Annotated in this window: 14 protein-coding genes; 6 read left to right on the forward strand and 8 right to left on the reverse strand. The window is 64.6% G+C overall.

From position 1 onward, the window contains the following. Positions 1-162: 162 nt before the first annotated feature. Positions 163-1,182 (reverse strand): transporter substrate-binding domain-containing protein, encoded by a 1,020-nt coding sequence (locus tag PWS46_RS06975; protein ID WP_434612941.1) that lies wholly within the window; start codon positions 1,180-1,182, stop codon positions 163-165. Positions 1,183-1,508: 326 nt separating this feature from the next. Between PWS46_RS06975 and metC the strand changes: the two genes are divergently transcribed. The 4 genes from metC (at position 1,509) to PWS46_RS06995 (ending at position 5,002) form a co-directional block, all read left to right on the forward strand. Then, complete coding sequence (gene metC, locus PWS46_RS06980) at positions 1,509-2,687, forward strand: cystathionine beta-lyase (protein ID WP_434612944.1); 1,179 nt, start codon at positions 1,509-1,511, stop codon at positions 2,685-2,687. 29 nt (positions 2,688-2,716) lie between these two features. Beyond that, positions 2,717-3,151: a phosphoribosyl-AMP cyclohydrolase gene (gene hisI, locus PWS46_RS06985; RefSeq protein WP_434612947.1), complete on the forward strand. Its 435-nt coding sequence runs from the start codon at positions 2,717-2,719 to the stop codon at positions 3,149-3,151. Between the two features lie 560 nt (positions 3,152-3,711). Beyond that, on the forward strand, positions 3,712-4,395 hold the full coding sequence (locus PWS46_RS06990; RefSeq protein WP_434612950.1) for a calcium-binding protein: 684 nt from the start codon (positions 3,712-3,714) through the stop codon (positions 4,393-4,395). Between the two features lie 124 nt (positions 4,396-4,519). Further along, a complete protein-coding gene (locus tag PWS46_RS06995) occupies positions 4,520-5,002 on the forward strand; it encodes a PRC-barrel domain-containing protein (protein ID WP_434612953.1) in 483 nt (160 codons plus the stop codon). Positions 5,003-5,088: 86 nt separating this feature from the next. Here PWS46_RS06995 and PWS46_RS07000 read toward each other — a convergent pair whose 3' ends face one another. Further along, positions 5,089-6,600, reverse strand: coding sequence for a TRAP transporter large permease (locus PWS46_RS07000; protein ID WP_434612956.1), 1,512 nt, complete (start codon positions 6,598-6,600; stop codon positions 5,089-5,091). A gap of 18 nt (positions 6,601-6,618) precedes the next feature. After that, the gene (locus PWS46_RS07005; RefSeq protein ID WP_434612959.1) at positions 6,619-7,119 is read right to left on the reverse strand and encodes a TRAP transporter small permease subunit; all 501 of its coding nucleotides are present in this window, start codon (positions 7,117-7,119) and stop codon (positions 6,619-6,621) included. A gap of 525 nt (positions 7,120-7,644) precedes the next feature. Between PWS46_RS07005 and PWS46_RS07010 the strand changes: the two genes are divergently transcribed. Further along, on the forward strand, positions 7,645-9,318 hold the full coding sequence (locus PWS46_RS07010) for a methyl-accepting chemotaxis protein (protein ID WP_434619927.1): 1,674 nt from the start codon (positions 7,645-7,647) through the stop codon (positions 9,316-9,318). A gap of 73 nt (positions 9,319-9,391) precedes the next feature. Here the strand turns inward: PWS46_RS07010 and PWS46_RS07015 are convergent, their stop codons facing one another. The 4 genes from PWS46_RS07015 to PWS46_RS07030 all read right to left on the reverse strand — a co-directional run bounded on the left by PWS46_RS07015 (position 9,392) and on the right by PWS46_RS07030 (position 14,001). Further along, positions 9,392-10,138 carry an arginyltransferase gene (locus PWS46_RS07015; protein WP_434612962.1) on the reverse strand — a complete coding sequence of 249 codons (747 nt, stop codon included), beginning with the start codon at positions 10,136-10,138 and terminating at the stop codon, positions 9,392-9,394. 69 nt (positions 10,139-10,207) lie between these two features. Continuing rightward, positions 10,208-11,185 (reverse strand): alpha-E domain-containing protein, encoded by a 978-nt coding sequence (locus PWS46_RS07020; protein ID WP_434612965.1) that lies wholly within the window; start codon positions 11,183-11,185, stop codon positions 10,208-10,210. Next, positions 11,182-12,564, reverse strand: coding sequence for a circularly permuted type 2 ATP-grasp protein (locus PWS46_RS07025; protein WP_434612968.1), 1,383 nt, complete (start codon positions 12,562-12,564; stop codon positions 11,182-11,184). Before PWS46_RS07025 ends, PWS46_RS07020 begins: the two co-directional genes overlap by 4 nt. A gap of 288 nt (positions 12,565-12,852) precedes the next feature. Continuing rightward, positions 12,853-14,001 carry a flagellar motor protein MotB gene (locus PWS46_RS07030; RefSeq protein WP_434612971.1) on the reverse strand — a complete coding sequence of 383 codons (1,149 nt, stop codon included), beginning with the start codon at positions 13,999-14,001 and terminating at the stop codon, positions 12,853-12,855. Positions 14,002-14,332: 331 nt separating this feature from the next. On the opposite strand from PWS46_RS07030, the gene PWS46_RS07035 reads away from it, so the two are divergent. Next, positions 14,333-14,824: a flavin reductase family protein gene (locus tag PWS46_RS07035; RefSeq protein WP_149196869.1), complete on the forward strand. Its 492-nt coding sequence runs from the start codon at positions 14,333-14,335 to the stop codon at positions 14,822-14,824. 24 nt (positions 14,825-14,848) lie between these two features. Here PWS46_RS07035 and PWS46_RS07040 read toward each other — a convergent pair whose 3' ends face one another. Further along, complete coding sequence (locus PWS46_RS07040) at positions 14,849-15,133, reverse strand: DUF1488 domain-containing protein (protein WP_434612975.1); 285 nt, start codon at positions 15,131-15,133, stop codon at positions 14,849-14,851. Positions 15,134-15,154: the final 21 nt, after the last annotated feature.

The raw sequence follows: 15,154 nt of genomic DNA on the forward strand, positions 1-15,154 counted from the left end.
CGGACGTTTTTCCGGGCATTTCCCACACCGTAGGGGATGCGACATGTCTCCCAATGCGGTCAGATGCGCGGGCGTTTCGCTGACGCCCTTCGCGACCGCTCCTCTACCGGAAGGCCGCCCCCGGCAGGTACCCGACGGGCGGCCTTCAAACGGTGGTCTGCCTTACCGGAACGGCTGCGCGTACATCAGGCCGCCCTTGGTCCACAGCGCGTTCAGGCCGCGCTCCAGCTTCAGCGGGGTGCCCGGGCCGACGTTGCGGTCGAAGATCTCGCCGTAGTTGCCGACCTTCTTCACGATGTTGTAGGCCCACTTCTCGTCCAGGCCGAGAGCCTTGCCCATGCCCGGCGAGGTGCCGAGGAAGCGCTGGATGTCCGGGTTCTTGGTGTTGGCGAACTCGTCGATGTTCTTGGAGTTGATGCCGAACTCCTCCGCCTGGATGGTGGCGTAGACGGTCCACTTGACGATGTCGAACCACTGGTCGTCGCCATGGCGCACGGCCGGGGCCAGCGGCTCCTTGGAGATGACTTCCGGCAGGATGACATGGTCTTCCGGAACCGGAGCGACACCGGCGCGGGTGCCGGCCAGACCGGACACGTCGGTCGTCAGCACGTCGCAGCGGCCGGCGAAGTAGGCGGCGTTCACCTCGTCGTTCGACTCGATGACGACCGGGTTGTAGGTCATGTTGTTGGCGCGGAAATAGTCGGCGAGGTTCAGTTCGGTGGTGGTGCCGGACTGGACGCAGACGGTGGCGCCGTTCAGTTCCTTGGCGCTCTTCACGCCCAGCTTCTTCGGAACCATGAAGCCCTGGCCGTCATAATAGGTGACGGGGGCGAAGTTCAGGCCGACCGAGGTGTCGCGGGTCAGCGTGGCGGTGGTGTTGCGCGACAGCAGGTCGACTTCGCCCGACTGGATGGCCGGGAAGCGCTGCTGCGCCGACAGCGGGGTGAACTTGACCTTGTTCGGGTCGTTGAAGATGGCGACGGCGACGGCACGGCAGTAATCGACGTCGAGGCCGGTCCAGTTGCCGGCGCTGTCGGGGTTGCCGAAGCCCGGCAGGCCGGCGTTGACGCCGCACTGCACGAAGCCGCGCTGCTTGACGGTATCGAGCGTGGCAGCACCGGCGGCGGCGCTGGCGGTAATGACCACGGCCGCCGCGGCGGCGGCGAGAAGCCCTGACTTCATAATTATTAACTCCACCCTGTTCTTGCGTTCTTCGCATTTGAGCGGTCTGACGACGCGCCGGCCACGCCGGCCATGTGAACCCCGGGAAGCCTCGGGTAGCCCCGAAGGACCGCCCCTGTGGGGATCGCGACGCAGCCATGCGCGTGGGACAAGAGTGTATCAACTTGATCCCGCTTGTCGAATCATCCGTGCATTTGTGGTGATACCAGACTATACCGCCCGCTGACGGCCCTTCGGCGCAATCGGCGACGGTCGCGGGGCATTCGGGATGATACAATGTTCGGCTCCGCCGCACCGGATCGCCGCACCAGCCAAACGGACAGTCGATGAAGGACGTCACGCAGGACACGATTCTCGTTCATGCCGGCCGCGATCCGCGGAACAACCACGGCATCGTCAATCCGCCGGTCTATCATTGTTCGACCGTGCTGTTCCCGACGCTGGACGCGCTGGAGGAAAGCGACCGCAACACGCTGGAAGGCGTGCATTACGGCCGCATGGGCACCCCCACCACCTTCGCCTTCGAAGAGGCGGCGGCGGCGCTGGAGGGCGGTTACCGCGCGGTGAACACCGGCTCCGGCCTCGCCGCCATCGCCATCGCACTGTCGGCCTTCACCAAGGCCGGCGACCATGTGCTGATCACCGACAGCGCCTATGGTCCGACCCGCCGTTTCGCCAAGGAGACGCTGGCGCCCTATGGCGTGGAGGTCGAGTTCTACGATCCCTGCATCGGCGCCGGCATCTCGGCGCTGCTGCGGCCGAACACCAGCGTCGTCTTCCTCGAATCGCCGGGTTCCCTGACCTTCGAGGTGCAGGACGTTCCGGCCATCGCCAAGGCGGCAAAGACGGTCGGCGCCACGGTGATGATCGACAACACCTGGGCGACTCCGCTGTTCTTCCGCCCGTTCGACCATGGCGTCGACCTGTCGATCCACGCCGCGACCAAATATATGGTCGGCCATGCCGACGCGATGCTGGGCGTGATCACCTGCCGGGACGAGGAAAGCTGGACGGCGGTGAAGAAGGCCGCCACCCGTTTCGGTGTCTGCGGCGGCCCTGACGACCTCTATCTCGGCCTGCGCGGCCTGCGCACCCTGTCGGTGCGGATGCGCCAGCATCAGGAAAGCGCGCTGGCGATCGCCGACTGGCTGGCCGCCCGGCCGGAGGTGACGCGCGTGCTGCACCCCGCCCGCCCCGACTTCCCCGGCCACGAACTGTGGAAGCGCGACTTCACCGGATCGAGCGGCCTGTTCTCCATCGTCATCAACCAGGTGCCGCGCAAGGCGCTGGCGGCGATGCTCGACGGGATGGAGCTGTTCGGCATGGGCTACAGCTGGGGCGGGTTCGAAAGCCTGATCCTGCCGACACGGCCGGCCGCGGTGCGCTCCGCCACCCGCTGGACCGATCCCGGTCAGGTCCTGCGCCTGCATGCCGGCCTGGAAAGCCCCGACGACCTGATCCGCGATCTCGAGGCCGGCTTCCGCCGGATGGCCGCCGCCCTCTGAGCGGCGGGCCTGTGAAGGAGTGATTTGCCATGACGGACACGCCGTCGATCGACGTCGCCCCCTTTGAAGAGGTGCTGGCCGCCATCCGCTTCACCGCCGACGGTCTGGTGCCGGCGATCGCCCAGGCCGAGGGCAGCGGCGAAATCCTGATGATGGCCTGGATGAACCGCGATGCGGTGGTCGAGACCTTGTCCACCGGCCGCGTCTGCTATTGGTCGCGGTCGCGCGGCGGGCTGTGGCGCAAGGGCGAGACGTCCGGACAGGTGCAGCGGCTGAAGGATTTCCGGGTGGATTGCGACGGCGACACCCTGCTGTTGATCGTCGAACAGGACGGCGTCGCCTGCCACACCGGCCGGCGCAGCTGCTTCTATCGGGCCTGGCGGGACGGAAAGCTGGAGACGATCCAGGAGGTCGAAACCGAACCGTCCATCCTCTATGGCGGGCATTCGCACAGCCACGGCTGAGCGGGAGGGCACAGGGGACGCGGTTCGTCGCCGCTGCCGGATTTCTTGATCCACATCAAAGCGGCACCCCCGCCAAAGGGTATACACACCTTCTTGTCTCTAACCCTCCCTGTATATGACTGCACCGGGCGTTCCTTTGGACGCCCGGTTATTTTTTGCCCGCTCCCTCGGATCCGCAATCGTGGACAGCGGGAAGCGCATTTGCGCCGCCGCTCCTCTTTCGGACGATCCGTTCCGGCAGTGCTTTTGCCTGTGGCCTACCGCCCTCCCCGGCCGCGCATCGCCTTCGGCCGGCGCCTCTGTGCCCTTCCGCCGGCCCCAACCTGCCCATAGGAGGAGCAAAGTCTCCGTTTCATCACAGAAAGATCCCGCTTTCGATCACAAATACGTCGGATAAAGAAACATTGAATATCGTAAATCCAATCAAGTTTCAGTTATCTGTGTCATCTCTCCCTGTCCCGTTTGTACTGCCACTTTATCGCTTTTCGACCGCCCCGGCCCCATGGTTAACATCTGGTTAATCGTTAACAGCACGTTAACGGCACTGATGGAGAGACGCCATGCGCCAGTTCTGGGGGACTTCGAACAACGACGCCATGACCGGCACCGCCTATGACGACCGGCTGGACGGTTTGGATGGCGACGACCGCGTCAACGGCGCCGGCGGTAACGACCTGCTGTATGGCGAACGCGGCAATGACTCGCTGATCGGCGGGCTGGGCAACGACCAGCTCCATGGCGGCGACGGCAACGACTGGCTGGGCGATCCCTATGGCGGCAACGAGGCCGGCAACGATTCGATGTGGGGCGATGCCGGCAATGACCAGCTGTTCGGCGGCGACGGCAATGACTGGCTGAATGGCGGCACCGGCGACGATATCGTCAAGGGGATGCGCGGCGACGACACCATGATCGGCGGCGCCGGCAACGACACGCTGTACGACAGCTATCGCGACGGCGGCGCCGACCTGTTCCAGCCGGGCACCGGCAACGACCTGATGGTCAGCTACACCGACGGGCAGGTCGACCGCTTCCTGATGGAGCAGGCGCCCGGCGGCTTTGGGCAGGACACCATCAACTACTTCGAAAAAGGCATCGACCAGATCGAATTCCACGGCTACGCCGCGTGGGAGATGGCGATGACGACGAACGGCTCGAATTCGGTCTTCACCTTCACCGACGGCTCGTCGCTGACCGTGGACCAGATCGGGCTCAGCGCCGGCCACGATTTCATCTTCACCTGACCTGTCCGGATGGAGGTCCTTCGCGAGCGATGGGGTCACCCCGTCGGCGCGAGGGACCTCCGGCCACGCTCGTGCTGTTTTAGAGGCGGACATTTCCGTGCCGTCAGCAAGAGGGCCAAGACCGATGGATCACCGCCGCCTTTCCCTGCGCATGCCACTCCCCAGCCTGTCGGCTCTGGCAATCTTGCCGGTTCTGGCCCTGGGCGCCTGCGCCAGTTCCGACATGGGCGGCGTCCCATCGGCGGATGTGGCGACCAAACCGCCGGTGGAACTGGTCGGGCTGACCGTGCAGACGCCCGACGGCCGCCGCATCCTCGGCAATGTCAGCGATCTCGTGATCGCGCCGAGCAACCGGGTCGAACAGGCAATCGTCACCGTCGGCGCCCCACGCTACCCGAACGAGCACAAGGTGATGGTCCCCAGCGACAACCTGCGCTACGCCCGCAACCGTCAGGCCGTGATCCTGACCGGCATGACGGCGGAGGAATTCGCCGCCCTGCCGCCAATCGCGGGAAGTGACCGCATGGTCTCGCTTGGCAGCGGCGGAGTTCTTCCCTCTACCGGAACCGCGCCGACCAACTGGGCCGGTGCCACCAAGTCGCGCTGACCCTTTCCCAACCGATTATGCATCAACAAGAAAGGGGCCGGAAAAACCGGCCCCCTTTTCGTGTCCAGGCTTGGTGACGATTGCCGTCACTTGCCCTGAAGCTGCCGCATGATGTCGTCGTTCGGGCTTGAATCCGGCTGTGCCGGAGCGCCGAAGGGCGGAGCGACTTCCTGGGTATCGAAGGCCGGAATTTCGATCTTCACGTCGTCCAGATTGATCTTCGGTCCCTTGTCGCGGCCGGCATCGACCAACTGCGGGAAGGAGATGACGAGGATCACCATGATGATCTGGATGAAGACGAACGGAACCGCACCCCAATAGATCTGACCGGTGGTGATTTTCGCGATTGTCTTCCCGGTGATCTTGTCGATGTAGTCGGTCTTTGGCGCCACCGACCGCAGGAAGAACAGCGCGAAGCCGAAGGGCGGGTGCATGAAGCTGGTCTGCATGTTCACGCCCAGCAGCACGCCGAACCAGATCAGGTCGATGCCCAGCTTGTCCGCCACCGGCCCCAGCAGCGGGACGATGATGAAGGCCAGCTCGAAGAAATCGAGGAAGAAGGCCAGGACGAAGACCAGGATGTTGCAGACGATCAGGAAGCCCACCTGCCCGCCCGGCAGACCGGTCAGCAGATGTTCGACCCAGAGATCGCCATTCACCGCGCGGAACACCAGACCGAAGACGGTCGAACCGATCAGGATGAACACCACGAAGGACGACAGCTTGGCGGTGGAGTCCATCGCCTGACGCATCAGGCTCCAGCTCAGCTGCCGCTTGGCGAGCGCCAGCAGGATGGCGCCGGCCGCGCCCATGGCGCCGCCCTCGGTCGGGGTGGCGATGCCGATGAAGATGGTGCCCAGAACCAGGAAGATCAGCACCAGCGGCGGCACCAGCGAGGTGATGACGCGGAGCAGCAGCTTCCACCCGCGCAGCGTGCGGGCTTCCGGCGGCAGCGCCGGCACCGAAGCCGGGCGGATGATGCTGGTCAGGATGATGTAGCCGGTGTAGAGGCCGGTCAGCACGAGGCCGGGAACCAGCGCGCCGGCATACATGTCGCCGACCGAGCGGCCGAGTTGGTCGGCCAGGACGATCAGCACCAGCGACGGCGGGATGATCTGCGCCAGCGTGCCCGACGCGGCGATGACGCCGGTGGCGATGCGGCGGTCATAGCCGTAGCGCAGCATGATCGGCAGCGAGATCAGGCCCATGGAGATGACCGAGGCCGCGACCACGCCGGTCGTCGCCGCCAGCAGTGCGCCGACGAAGATCACCGCATAGGCCAGACCTCCGCGGACCGGACCGAACAGCTGCCCGATGGTGTCGAGCAGATCCTCGGCCATGCCGGACCGTTCGAGGATCAGGCCCATGAAGGTGAAGAATGGAATGGCCAGCAACGTGTCGTTGCGCATGATGCCGAACACGCGTTCCGGCAGCGCCTGCATCAGCGCCGGGGTCAGCAGACCCAGCTCGATGCCGATCAGACCGAACACCAGGCCGTTCGCGGCCAGCGCGAAGGCGACCGGGAAACCCATCAGCAGGAAGAACACCAGCGCGCCGAACATCAGCGGCGCCATGTTGGCGGTTACGAACTCGACCATCAGGGGCGCTCCCGGTCCTTAGGAATGGCTGTGCATTTTCTCGCCCGGCTCCTTGCGATGGCCGGTGAGAAATGCGATGCGCTTGATCAGTTCCGAGACACCCTGCGCGGTGAGCAGGAAGAAACCGACCGGGACCAGAAGCTTCACGGGCCAGCGGATCAGGCCGCCGGCGTCGCTCGACATCTCATCGGTGACGAAGCTGTCCATGAACATCGGCCAGGACAGCACCATGATGATGAGCGTCATCGGGAACATGAAGAAGATGATGCCGAAGACGTCGACCCAGGCCTGCACCCGCTTGGAAAAGCGGCCCAGCACGATGTCGATGCGGATGTGTTCGTTGCGCAGGAAAGTATAGCCGGCGCACAGCAGGAACACGCCCGAGAACAGATACCATTGCAGTTCCAGCCACGCGTTGGAGCTGGTGTTCAGCCCATAGCGGACCACCGCGTTGACGGCGCTGACGGCGACGGCGACCAGCACGAGCCAGTAGGCGAGCTTGCCGATGCCTTCGTTCATGGCATCGATGAGCCCGCTTAGTCTGAGCAGACCTCTCAAAGGAGAAACCTCCCTGTTGCGGGGGCGCGGCTTGTGCCGTCCCCTTTTGCTTTTGTTGCAGCCGCGCACGCGCGACAGGTAGCAACCCTCTCTCGGATCGAGGGTATACCAAAAGATAGGATTGGACGGGACTATCCTTTTCCGGCCTTCCAGCGGCAAGGGCTACGTTGGAGCTAAGTAGAATCCCGTAGGCGCGTGCTGCGGAATGCTTTGCAATTCGCACTGGCTGCGTCAACTCGCCACACCGCGAACCGGGCGGCTTGGGTAACGAGATGTTGGTTGGACCGATTGTCGTCGGCCAAGCCTTTGGTTTTCTTAGCGCTCCACAAACCGGAGCGTGATGGCGCACTCCTTGCTTAGGTGGTCAGTCGCCATATCGAAGACGTCCACCGCGGCGTGACGATAGGGTGCCGGCCAGCTTCAGGGCCTTAACCAAACAGCGCCGATGCCTTTTGCAGGAGACGGGGAATGCCGTGGCTATCGAACATGACGGTTCGAATGAAGTCGATCGCTTCCTTTACCGCGGTCGTAATCATGTTCATTGCGTTTGGAGGCTTCTCCATTCTGCAGATGTCTTCGATGAACGATAAGTCTCTCGACATCAGAAACAATTGGCTTCCGTCCGTCGCTGCGGTCGCCAATCTTTACACGCTATTCGATTACTACCGAATCATTGAGGGCGCGCATATCATCTCCACATCGGACGAAGGAATGCGCGCCGAAGAAAAAACCATGGAGGAAATCCTCAAATCGTTCGAAGAGGCCGATAAGACTTACGCCGCCATGCTGACGCCTGGATACGAGACCGATACCTATCAGGCGTTCAAATCAGCATGGGACAGCTATCTGAAAACCAGTAGAACGGTCCTTCTTCCGCTCTCAAGCAAAAACCAGACCGAAGAGGCCGCGAACATTTTCCGTGGCCAAGCGAGAGAGCAGTACAGGACGGCGAAAAACCTTCTGCAAAAGCTGATCGACTTCAATACGCGTGAGGGCGCCAAGGCCGCCGACAATGGCCAGAACCTGTATGAAAACAGCAAACTTCTTATCATTGTTTTTTCCGGATTGGTTGCCGTGATCTGCATCGCCATTGCTTTCTCGATGCTGTCCACTGTGGTTCGGCCGATCCAAAACCTGACCTCAACCATGGGTCGTCTGGCGAACCGGGAACTTTCGGTTGCCGTCGATGGAACGGCACGGAAGGATGAGTTGGGCGCCATGGCCCGCGCAGTCCAGATCTTCAAGGACGGCCTGATCGAGGCAGACCGCCTCGCCTCGGCCGAGGCCGCCGAACAGCAGACCAAAGCACGGCGCACCGCGGCGATCGAGCGTTTGCTGGCCTCGTTCGAAACCTCGTCCAGCGCCGCCCTGCGCACCGTGGCGTCGGCCGCGTCGGAACTTGACGCCACCGCGCACTCCATGTCGGCAATGGCGCAGCAGACCAGCAGTCAGGCCACCGTCGTGGCGTCGGCCGCGGAACAGACCAGCGCCAACGTCCAGACGGTCGCAACCGCGACCGAGGAAATGGCCAGTTCCATCCGCGAGATCGGCAGCCAGATCGCCCGCTCGGCCGACATCGCCGGCAAGGCGGTTGCGGAGGCGGCGCAGACCAGCGACGCGGTGCGCAGTCTCGCCGATGCCGCCCAGCGGATCGGGGCGGTGGTCGAACTCATCAACTCCATCGCCAGCCAGACCAACCTGCTGGCTCTGAACGCCACCATCGAGGCTGCGCGGGCGGGAGAGGCCGGCAAGGGCTTCGCGGTGGTCGCCAGCGAGGTCAAGAGCCTCGCCGGACAGACCGCGAAGGCGACGGACGAAATCGCCAGCCAGATCGGCGCCATCCAGCAGACGACCCAGGGCGTGGTTTCCGCGATCACCGGTATCGGCGGCACCATCGGCAACATCAACGACATCACCACCGGCATCGCCGCCGCGATCGAGGAGCAGAGCGCAGCGACCAACGAAATCTCCCGCAACGTCCAGCAGGCCGCCGCCGGTACGCAGGAGGTGACGGGAAGCATCGTCCAGGTCACTCAAGCCGCAGGCGAGGCCGGCAATGCCACCGGTCAGGTGCTGGGCGCCGCCGGCGAACTGTCCAAGCAGGCAGAATTGATGCGCCGGGATGTCGAAAAGTTCCTGAGCGACATCAAGGCCGCCTGAGCAAACACGTCACCCGGATCCTGCGTGAACGTCAAACAAGGCACCGCCGGCCGCAACAATGCCGGCGGTGCTTCTATTCGGTATCCCGTTCTACGATACCGGCAGGGCGCCAGCCGTCCTCGCCCAGGCATTCCAGTGGATGGAACTTCGCCTTGTAGGCCATCTTGCGGCTATGGGCGATCCAGTAGCCGAGATAGACATAAGGCATGCCGGCGAGCCGCGCCCGTTCGATCAGGCCCAGGATCATGAAGGTGCCCAGGCTGCGGCGGTCCTGCGCCGCGTCGTAGAAGCTGTAGACCGCCGAATAGCCGTCGGCCAACCGATCCGTCAGCATGCAGCCGACCAGTTGGCCGCGCTCGTCGCGCGCCTCCAGCAGGTTGGTGTCCGCCCTGCCCTCGTCCACCATGGCGGCGAAGTCGCCCATCGCCATTCGCGCCATGTCGGAATCGCCATGGCGGGAGTTTTGATAGAGCGCGAACAGCCGGTACTGTTCCGACGTGGCGTAGGCCGGGCGTTCCGCCAGCGTCACCCCTTCGTTCAGCTTCAGCACCCGGCGCTGCGACCGGGTCGGCACGAACTCCGCCACCGGCACGCGCACCGGCACGCAGGCCTGGCAGTTGGGGCAGACCGGCCGGTAGACGATGTCGTGGCTGCGGCGGAAGCCGGCACGCGACAGGGTGGAGTTCACCTCGGTCGCGAAGGGACCGATCAGGCGGGTGAACAGCTTGCGTTCCACACGTCCGGGCAGATAGGGGCAGGGCATCGGCCCCGACCGGAAGAATTGCTGCAATGGACGCTGCGGCGGCTGGATGACCGACATTCTGACCGACAACCACCACGACAGTGAAGAGGAGGCGGAGGAGCGGGTGCCCCTCCGCCGGACCCGAGCTTACTGCGACTGGCTCTGAACTGCCAGAGGAGGCTGTACGCCGAAGAAGGCTTGCGCGATCTCCGTGGTGACCACGCTCAGTTGCAGCTGTATCCAATCGAGATATTCGTGCAGGCCGTCACGCAGCACGGCATCGATCGGCCGCGACAGCAGCGCCGCCAGCAGCTCGTCCACCCGCTCCATCGCCGCCGACCCGCCGCGCAGGTCGTAGCGCGAGCGAATCCGGGTCAGCACCCCGTCGATCTGCCGCACGCACATCACGACGGAACGCGGGAACCCCTCGTTGAACAGCATGAAGCCGGCGACCGTGGTCGGCGACATTCCGCGGGGATAGACGCGGCGGAAGGCATGGTAGCCGGCGGTGCAGCGCAGCACCGTCGTCCACTGGCTGACGTCCAGCGTGGAGCCGACGTCGAGCGGCGACGGCAGCAGCGTGTGGTACTTGATGTCGAGCAGGCGCGTGGTCTGGTCCGCCCGTTCGATATACTTGCCCATCTGGTAGAAGTACCAGCCCTGGTCGCGGTAGAAGGTGCCCTCGGTGATGCCGGTGTGGGTCTGGCATTCCTCCTTGATCCAGGTGCAGACCTTGGACAGGTTCTGCGTCGCCACGTCCTTGACCGACATCTCCAGCAGCTTGTTGTGGAACACGTTGATCTGCGTCCACATCTCGGTCGAGATCCAGGGGCGCAGGGTCCGCGCATTCTCCCGCGCCATCCGCAGCATCGACAGCAGCGAATTCCGGTTCTGCGGGTCGAACATATAGTAATGGATCACCGCTTCCGCCGTCGGGCGGTCATGGCGGCTGAAGAAGTCCTTCTCGTCGGCGTTCAGCTGGACGATGGAGAACCAGTTGGTCGCCCCGCGGGTGTCGCGCGCGAAGGTTTCGTGCACGTCCATGATGCGGGCCAGATTCTCGGCCCGCTCCATATAGCGCGCCATCCAGAAAATGCACTCGGCGTAACGGGACAGCAGGTTCATGCCGCACCACCTTCCAGAACCCAGGTGTCCTTGGAGCCGCCGCCCTGGGACGAGTTGACGATCAGCGTGCCCTTCTTCAGCGCCACGCGCGACAGGCCGCCGGGCAGGACCCAGGTGCTCTTGCCGGTGATGGCGAAGGGGCGCAGATCGACGTGGCGCGGCTCGATGGCGTCGTCGCAGACGGTCGGGCAGACCGAAAGGTCGACCACCGGCTGGCTGATGTAGTTGGACGGATCGGCCAGCAGCTTGGCCCGGCAATCCTCCAGTTCGGCCTTGCTGGCGCGCGGACCGATGGTGATGCCGTAGCCGCCGGCCTCGCCCACCGGCTTCACCACCAGATCGGCCAGATTGTCGAGCGTGTATTGCAGGGCGTCGGCCTCGCGGCAGATGCGGGTGTCGACATTCGGGATGATCGGGTCCTGGTCCAGGTAGTATTTGATCATCCGCGGCACATAGCAATAGACCGCCTTGTCGTCGGCCACGCCGGTGCCGATGGCGTTCGCCAGCGCGACATTGCCCTTGCGATAAGCCTCCAGAATGCCGGGCACGCCCAGCAGGCTGTCGGGGTTGAAGGCCTTGGGATCGAGGAAGGCGTCGTCCAACCGGCGGTAGATCGAATGGACCGGGGCCAGACCGTTGGTTGTCTTCATGAAGACGCGGTCGTTGTCCACCACCAGATCGCGCCCCTCCACCAGCGGCACGCCCATCTCGCGCGCCAGGAAGATGTGCTCGAAATAGGCGGAGTTGTAGGTGCCGGGCGACAGCAGGACGACCTGGGGATCGTCGACCGGCGCGATCTCCACCATGGCGTCGAGCAGCTTGTGGCCGTAATTGTCCACCGGGCGGATGCCGATGTCCTGCATCAGGTCGGGGAAGACCCGCTGCATCATATGGCGGTTCTCCACGACATAGGAGACGCCGGACGGAACGCGGCCATTGTCCTCCAGCACGCGGAAGGTGCCATGGCGGTCGCGCACCAGATCGGTGCCCATGATGTGGATGTAGGTGTTGAAGGGAACATCCAGCCCGATCATCTGCGGGCGGAAATTGTGGTTCCCCTCCACCAGATCCCGCGGGATCACCCCGTCCTTCAGGATTTTCTGGTCGTGATAGATGTCGTGCAAGAACAGGTTCAGCGCGGCGACCCGCTGCGTGACGCCCGCCTCCAGATGCTTCCATTCCGGTGCGGAGATCACCCGCGGGATCACGTCGAACGGCAGGATGCGGTCGACGGCGTCCTTGTCGGAATAGACGATGAAGGTGATGCCGAGATTGTAAAGCTCCCGCTCCGCATCCTGCGCGCGGCGGCGCAGTTCATCGAAGTCGAGCGCGGCCAGCCTCTGGCGGATCAGCGCCGTGTGTTCGGCCGGAAAATCCATGGCTCCGAACAACTCGTCGAAGTACAGGCCAGGATTGTAGGATGACAAAAGGTCGGACGGTTTGCCCTCGGGTACGCTCACAGACTCCCCCGCGCTTGTATCTGACCGATCATCGCGGGCCGGGCGGCATCGCCCCGGCCATGTCGCATTGTGCAGGAAGTATGACGCAACGCCGCGCGCTTTGAACAGGGCAAACGCGCGTACCGTTGTGCGACGCAATGACAAAGCAAGATTTCGGACGCGGACGATCCCGGAAATTAGCGCCAAAGTACCGGCGCCACCGAAGACTTATCGTGCTTTGGTGGGAGCACCGCCACCGCCGGACTGGCCGCCGGCCGCCGGTGCCGCCTGGGTTTCGCGCAGCAGGACCATGGTGATGCGGCGGTTGCGCGGGCTGTTGGGCTGATCGGCGACCAGCGGGTCGCGGTCGGCCTTGCCGACGACATCCTGGATTCGCGACGGGTCGATGCCGCCGGCCAGCAGGGCGCGGCGGGTGGCGTTGGCCCGCTCGGTCGACAGATCCCAGTTGTCGCGGCCGGACCCGGCGGGGAACGGCGTGGAATCGGTATGGCCGCTGATCGACAGCTTGTTGGGCAGCTTCGACAGCGCCTTCGCCACCTGCTGCACCAGCTGGCGGGTCTGCGGATACATCTGGCCGGAGCCGCCCGGGAACATCGACACGCGGTCCTGATCGACGATCTGGATGCGCAAGCCCTCCGGCGTCTGGTCGATCATCAGGTTCTGGGCCAGCGGTTCAAGCTCCGGCACCGACTGGATCGCCTGACGGATCTCGGTGGCCGCCTGCTGGAACTGGCGGGCTTCCTTGGCCGCACCCTGCAGGCTGTCCATCGCCTCCTTCACCCGCTCGCCGAAGTCGGACAGCTTTTCGCCGGGCTTCTGGCCGGGGATGCCCAATTGCTTGGCCATCTCCTCCATCCGCTTCTGGAACTCGGCGCGGGTCTCGTTCGGCTTTTGGTCGGCGACGTCCGCATCCGCCGTGCCGTTGGCCGCCGAGTCCTTGCCCGCTTTGCCCGGGCCGGTCCCCTGTCCGGGTCCGACGGCCGATTCGGTCGGGTCGTCGGCGTCATCGGTCTGCTGCGACGAATAGCCGGGCGGACCCGAGACCGGCACATCGGCCGACATCGGCGAGCTGGGGGAGATCTGCGCGCCCGGCACCGTGATGGTCTTGCCGCCCAGCATGCCGCCGGAACCCGACTGTTCGCGGCTGACCGAGACGGGCGAGAAATAGTCGGCGATGCCCTTGCGCTGGTCCGACGTGGTGACGTTCAGCAGCCACAGCAGCAGGAAGAAGGCCATCATCGCGGTCACGAAGTCGGCATAGGCCACCTTCCACGCGCCACCATGGTGGCCGCCGTGCCCGCCCTTCTTCTTCTTGATGATGATTGGCCGCTCGTCGCCGCCGGAATTACCGCTCATGCCCTGGCCGTGGCGAATGGTTCGAGGCCCGAAGGCCGTTTTCCGCGCGCGGTGCCGCGGTGGACGCGGCGGCCGTCCGCCGCGGCAAAACCCTGACCGGGTTTGATTAAGATCCGTTTAACGACGTTGCCGCCAAAGGGAGTCGCGGCGGAGATGCAGCGGAGACGGGGCGGGGATGCGACGGAGATGCGGCTTGCGCCGGATGGCATGCTGGATTAATTCCCGGTATTTCCTACTTTCAGTGTCATCTTCGGCCATTCCGGGGGCCTTGCACGGGTCCCTGCCCTCTTCTCCGCTCGCCCCTCCACCCCGGCCCACACCACAGGACGTCATGACCACCGAACAGCCGATCGATCCTCTCGCGTTCCGTTCCGCCCTCGGCTGCTTCGCCACCGGGATCGCCGTCATCACCACCATCGCGCCCGACGGGCTGCCGCTGGGGGTGACGGTGAACTCCTTCTCGTCCGTGTCGCTCGACCCGCCGCTGGTGCAGTTCTGCCTGGGCCGTGCCGCGATGTCGTTCGAGGCGTTCAACGTCGCCCCGCATTTCGCCGTGAACATCCTGGCCGCCGACCAGGAGGAGCTGTCCAACCGCTTCTCCCGCCGCGACCTGCAGGAGCGCTGGGCCGGGCTGGAGACCACCACCGGCCGTGGCGGCGTCCGCCTGCTGACCGGCTGCCTCGCCACGCTGGAATGCGACCGCGAGCATCTGCTGGACGGCGGCGACCACGTCATCGTGCTGGGCCGCGTCCGCAACCTGACCTCACGCGAGGACGGCGACCCGCTGCTCTACTTCCGCGGCCGCTACGCCCATCTGGATTGATTTGCGGGGGCTTAAGTCTTCGGTTCAGCCGGCCGCGCGGTGAAGGTCGCGGCCGGTCAGGTGGATGTTGGCATCGGGATCGAGCGCGCGGGCCAAGATCCGCTGTTCGGTCGCCCGTTCGAACAGGGGGCGGTTCATGCAGACCTGCTGAACCGCCTCGTCCGGCTTCGGCGTATGGCCGACGACGCCCTGCAGGGTGCGGCGGGTGACGAAGACCCGGCCCTGATACTCCCCGACCTGCACCGCGAACTCCACGGCGTCGGCCTCCTCGTTCCAGAAGGGGTCGTCGGGAAACAGGAAGATGGGCATCGGGTCCTCAATGGGAAAAAT

Source organism: Azospirillum sp. B2RO_4, from assembly GCF_051124815.1.
Lineage (GTDB): Bacteria > Pseudomonadota > Alphaproteobacteria > Azospirillales > Azospirillaceae > Azospirillum.

Excerpts from the sequence above, each read along its gene's own strand:
- PWS46_RS06975 (WP_434612941.1), bottom strand. The coding sequence starts at position 1,182 with ATGAAGTCAGGGCTTCTCGCCGCCGCCGCGGCGGCCGTGGTCATTACC.
- metC (WP_434612944.1), top strand. The coding sequence starts at position 1,509 with ATGAAGGACGTCACGCAGGACACGATTCTCGTTCATGCCGGCCGCGAT.
- hisI (WP_434612947.1), top strand. The coding sequence starts at position 2,717 with ATGACGGACACGCCGTCGATCGACGTCGCCCCCTTTGAAGAGGTGCTG.
- PWS46_RS06990 (WP_434612950.1), top strand. The coding sequence starts at position 3,712 with ATGCGCCAGTTCTGGGGGACTTCGAACAACGACGCCATGACCGGCACC.
- PWS46_RS06995 (WP_434612953.1), top strand. The coding sequence starts at position 4,520 with ATGGATCACCGCCGCCTTTCCCTGCGCATGCCACTCCCCAGCCTGTCG.
- PWS46_RS07000 (WP_434612956.1), bottom strand. The coding sequence starts at position 6,600 with ATGGTCGAGTTCGTAACCGCCAACATGGCGCCGCTGATGTTCGGCGCG.
- PWS46_RS07005 (WP_434612959.1), bottom strand. The coding sequence starts at position 7,119 with ATGAACGAAGGCATCGGCAAGCTCGCCTACTGGCTCGTGCTGGTCGCC.
- PWS46_RS07010 (WP_434619927.1), top strand. The coding sequence starts at position 7,645 with ATGACGGTTCGAATGAAGTCGATCGCTTCCTTTACCGCGGTCGTAATC.
- PWS46_RS07015 (WP_434612962.1), bottom strand. The coding sequence starts at position 10,138 with ATGTCGGTCATCCAGCCGCCGCAGCGTCCATTGCAGCAATTCTTCCGG.
- PWS46_RS07020 (WP_434612965.1), bottom strand. The coding sequence starts at position 11,185 with ATGAACCTGCTGTCCCGTTACGCCGAGTGCATTTTCTGGATGGCGCGC.
- PWS46_RS07025 (WP_434612968.1), bottom strand. The coding sequence starts at position 12,564 with ATGGATTTTCCGGCCGAACACACGGCGCTGATCCGCCAGAGGCTGGCC.
- PWS46_RS07030 (WP_434612971.1), bottom strand. The coding sequence starts at position 14,001 with ATGAGCGGTAATTCCGGCGGCGACGAGCGGCCAATCATCATCAAGAAG.
- PWS46_RS07035 (WP_149196869.1), top strand. The coding sequence starts at position 14,333 with ATGACCACCGAACAGCCGATCGATCCTCTCGCGTTCCGTTCCGCCCTC.
- PWS46_RS07040 (WP_434612975.1), bottom strand. The coding sequence starts at position 15,133 with ATGCCCATCTTCCTGTTTCCCGACGACCCCTTCTGGAACGAGGAGGCC.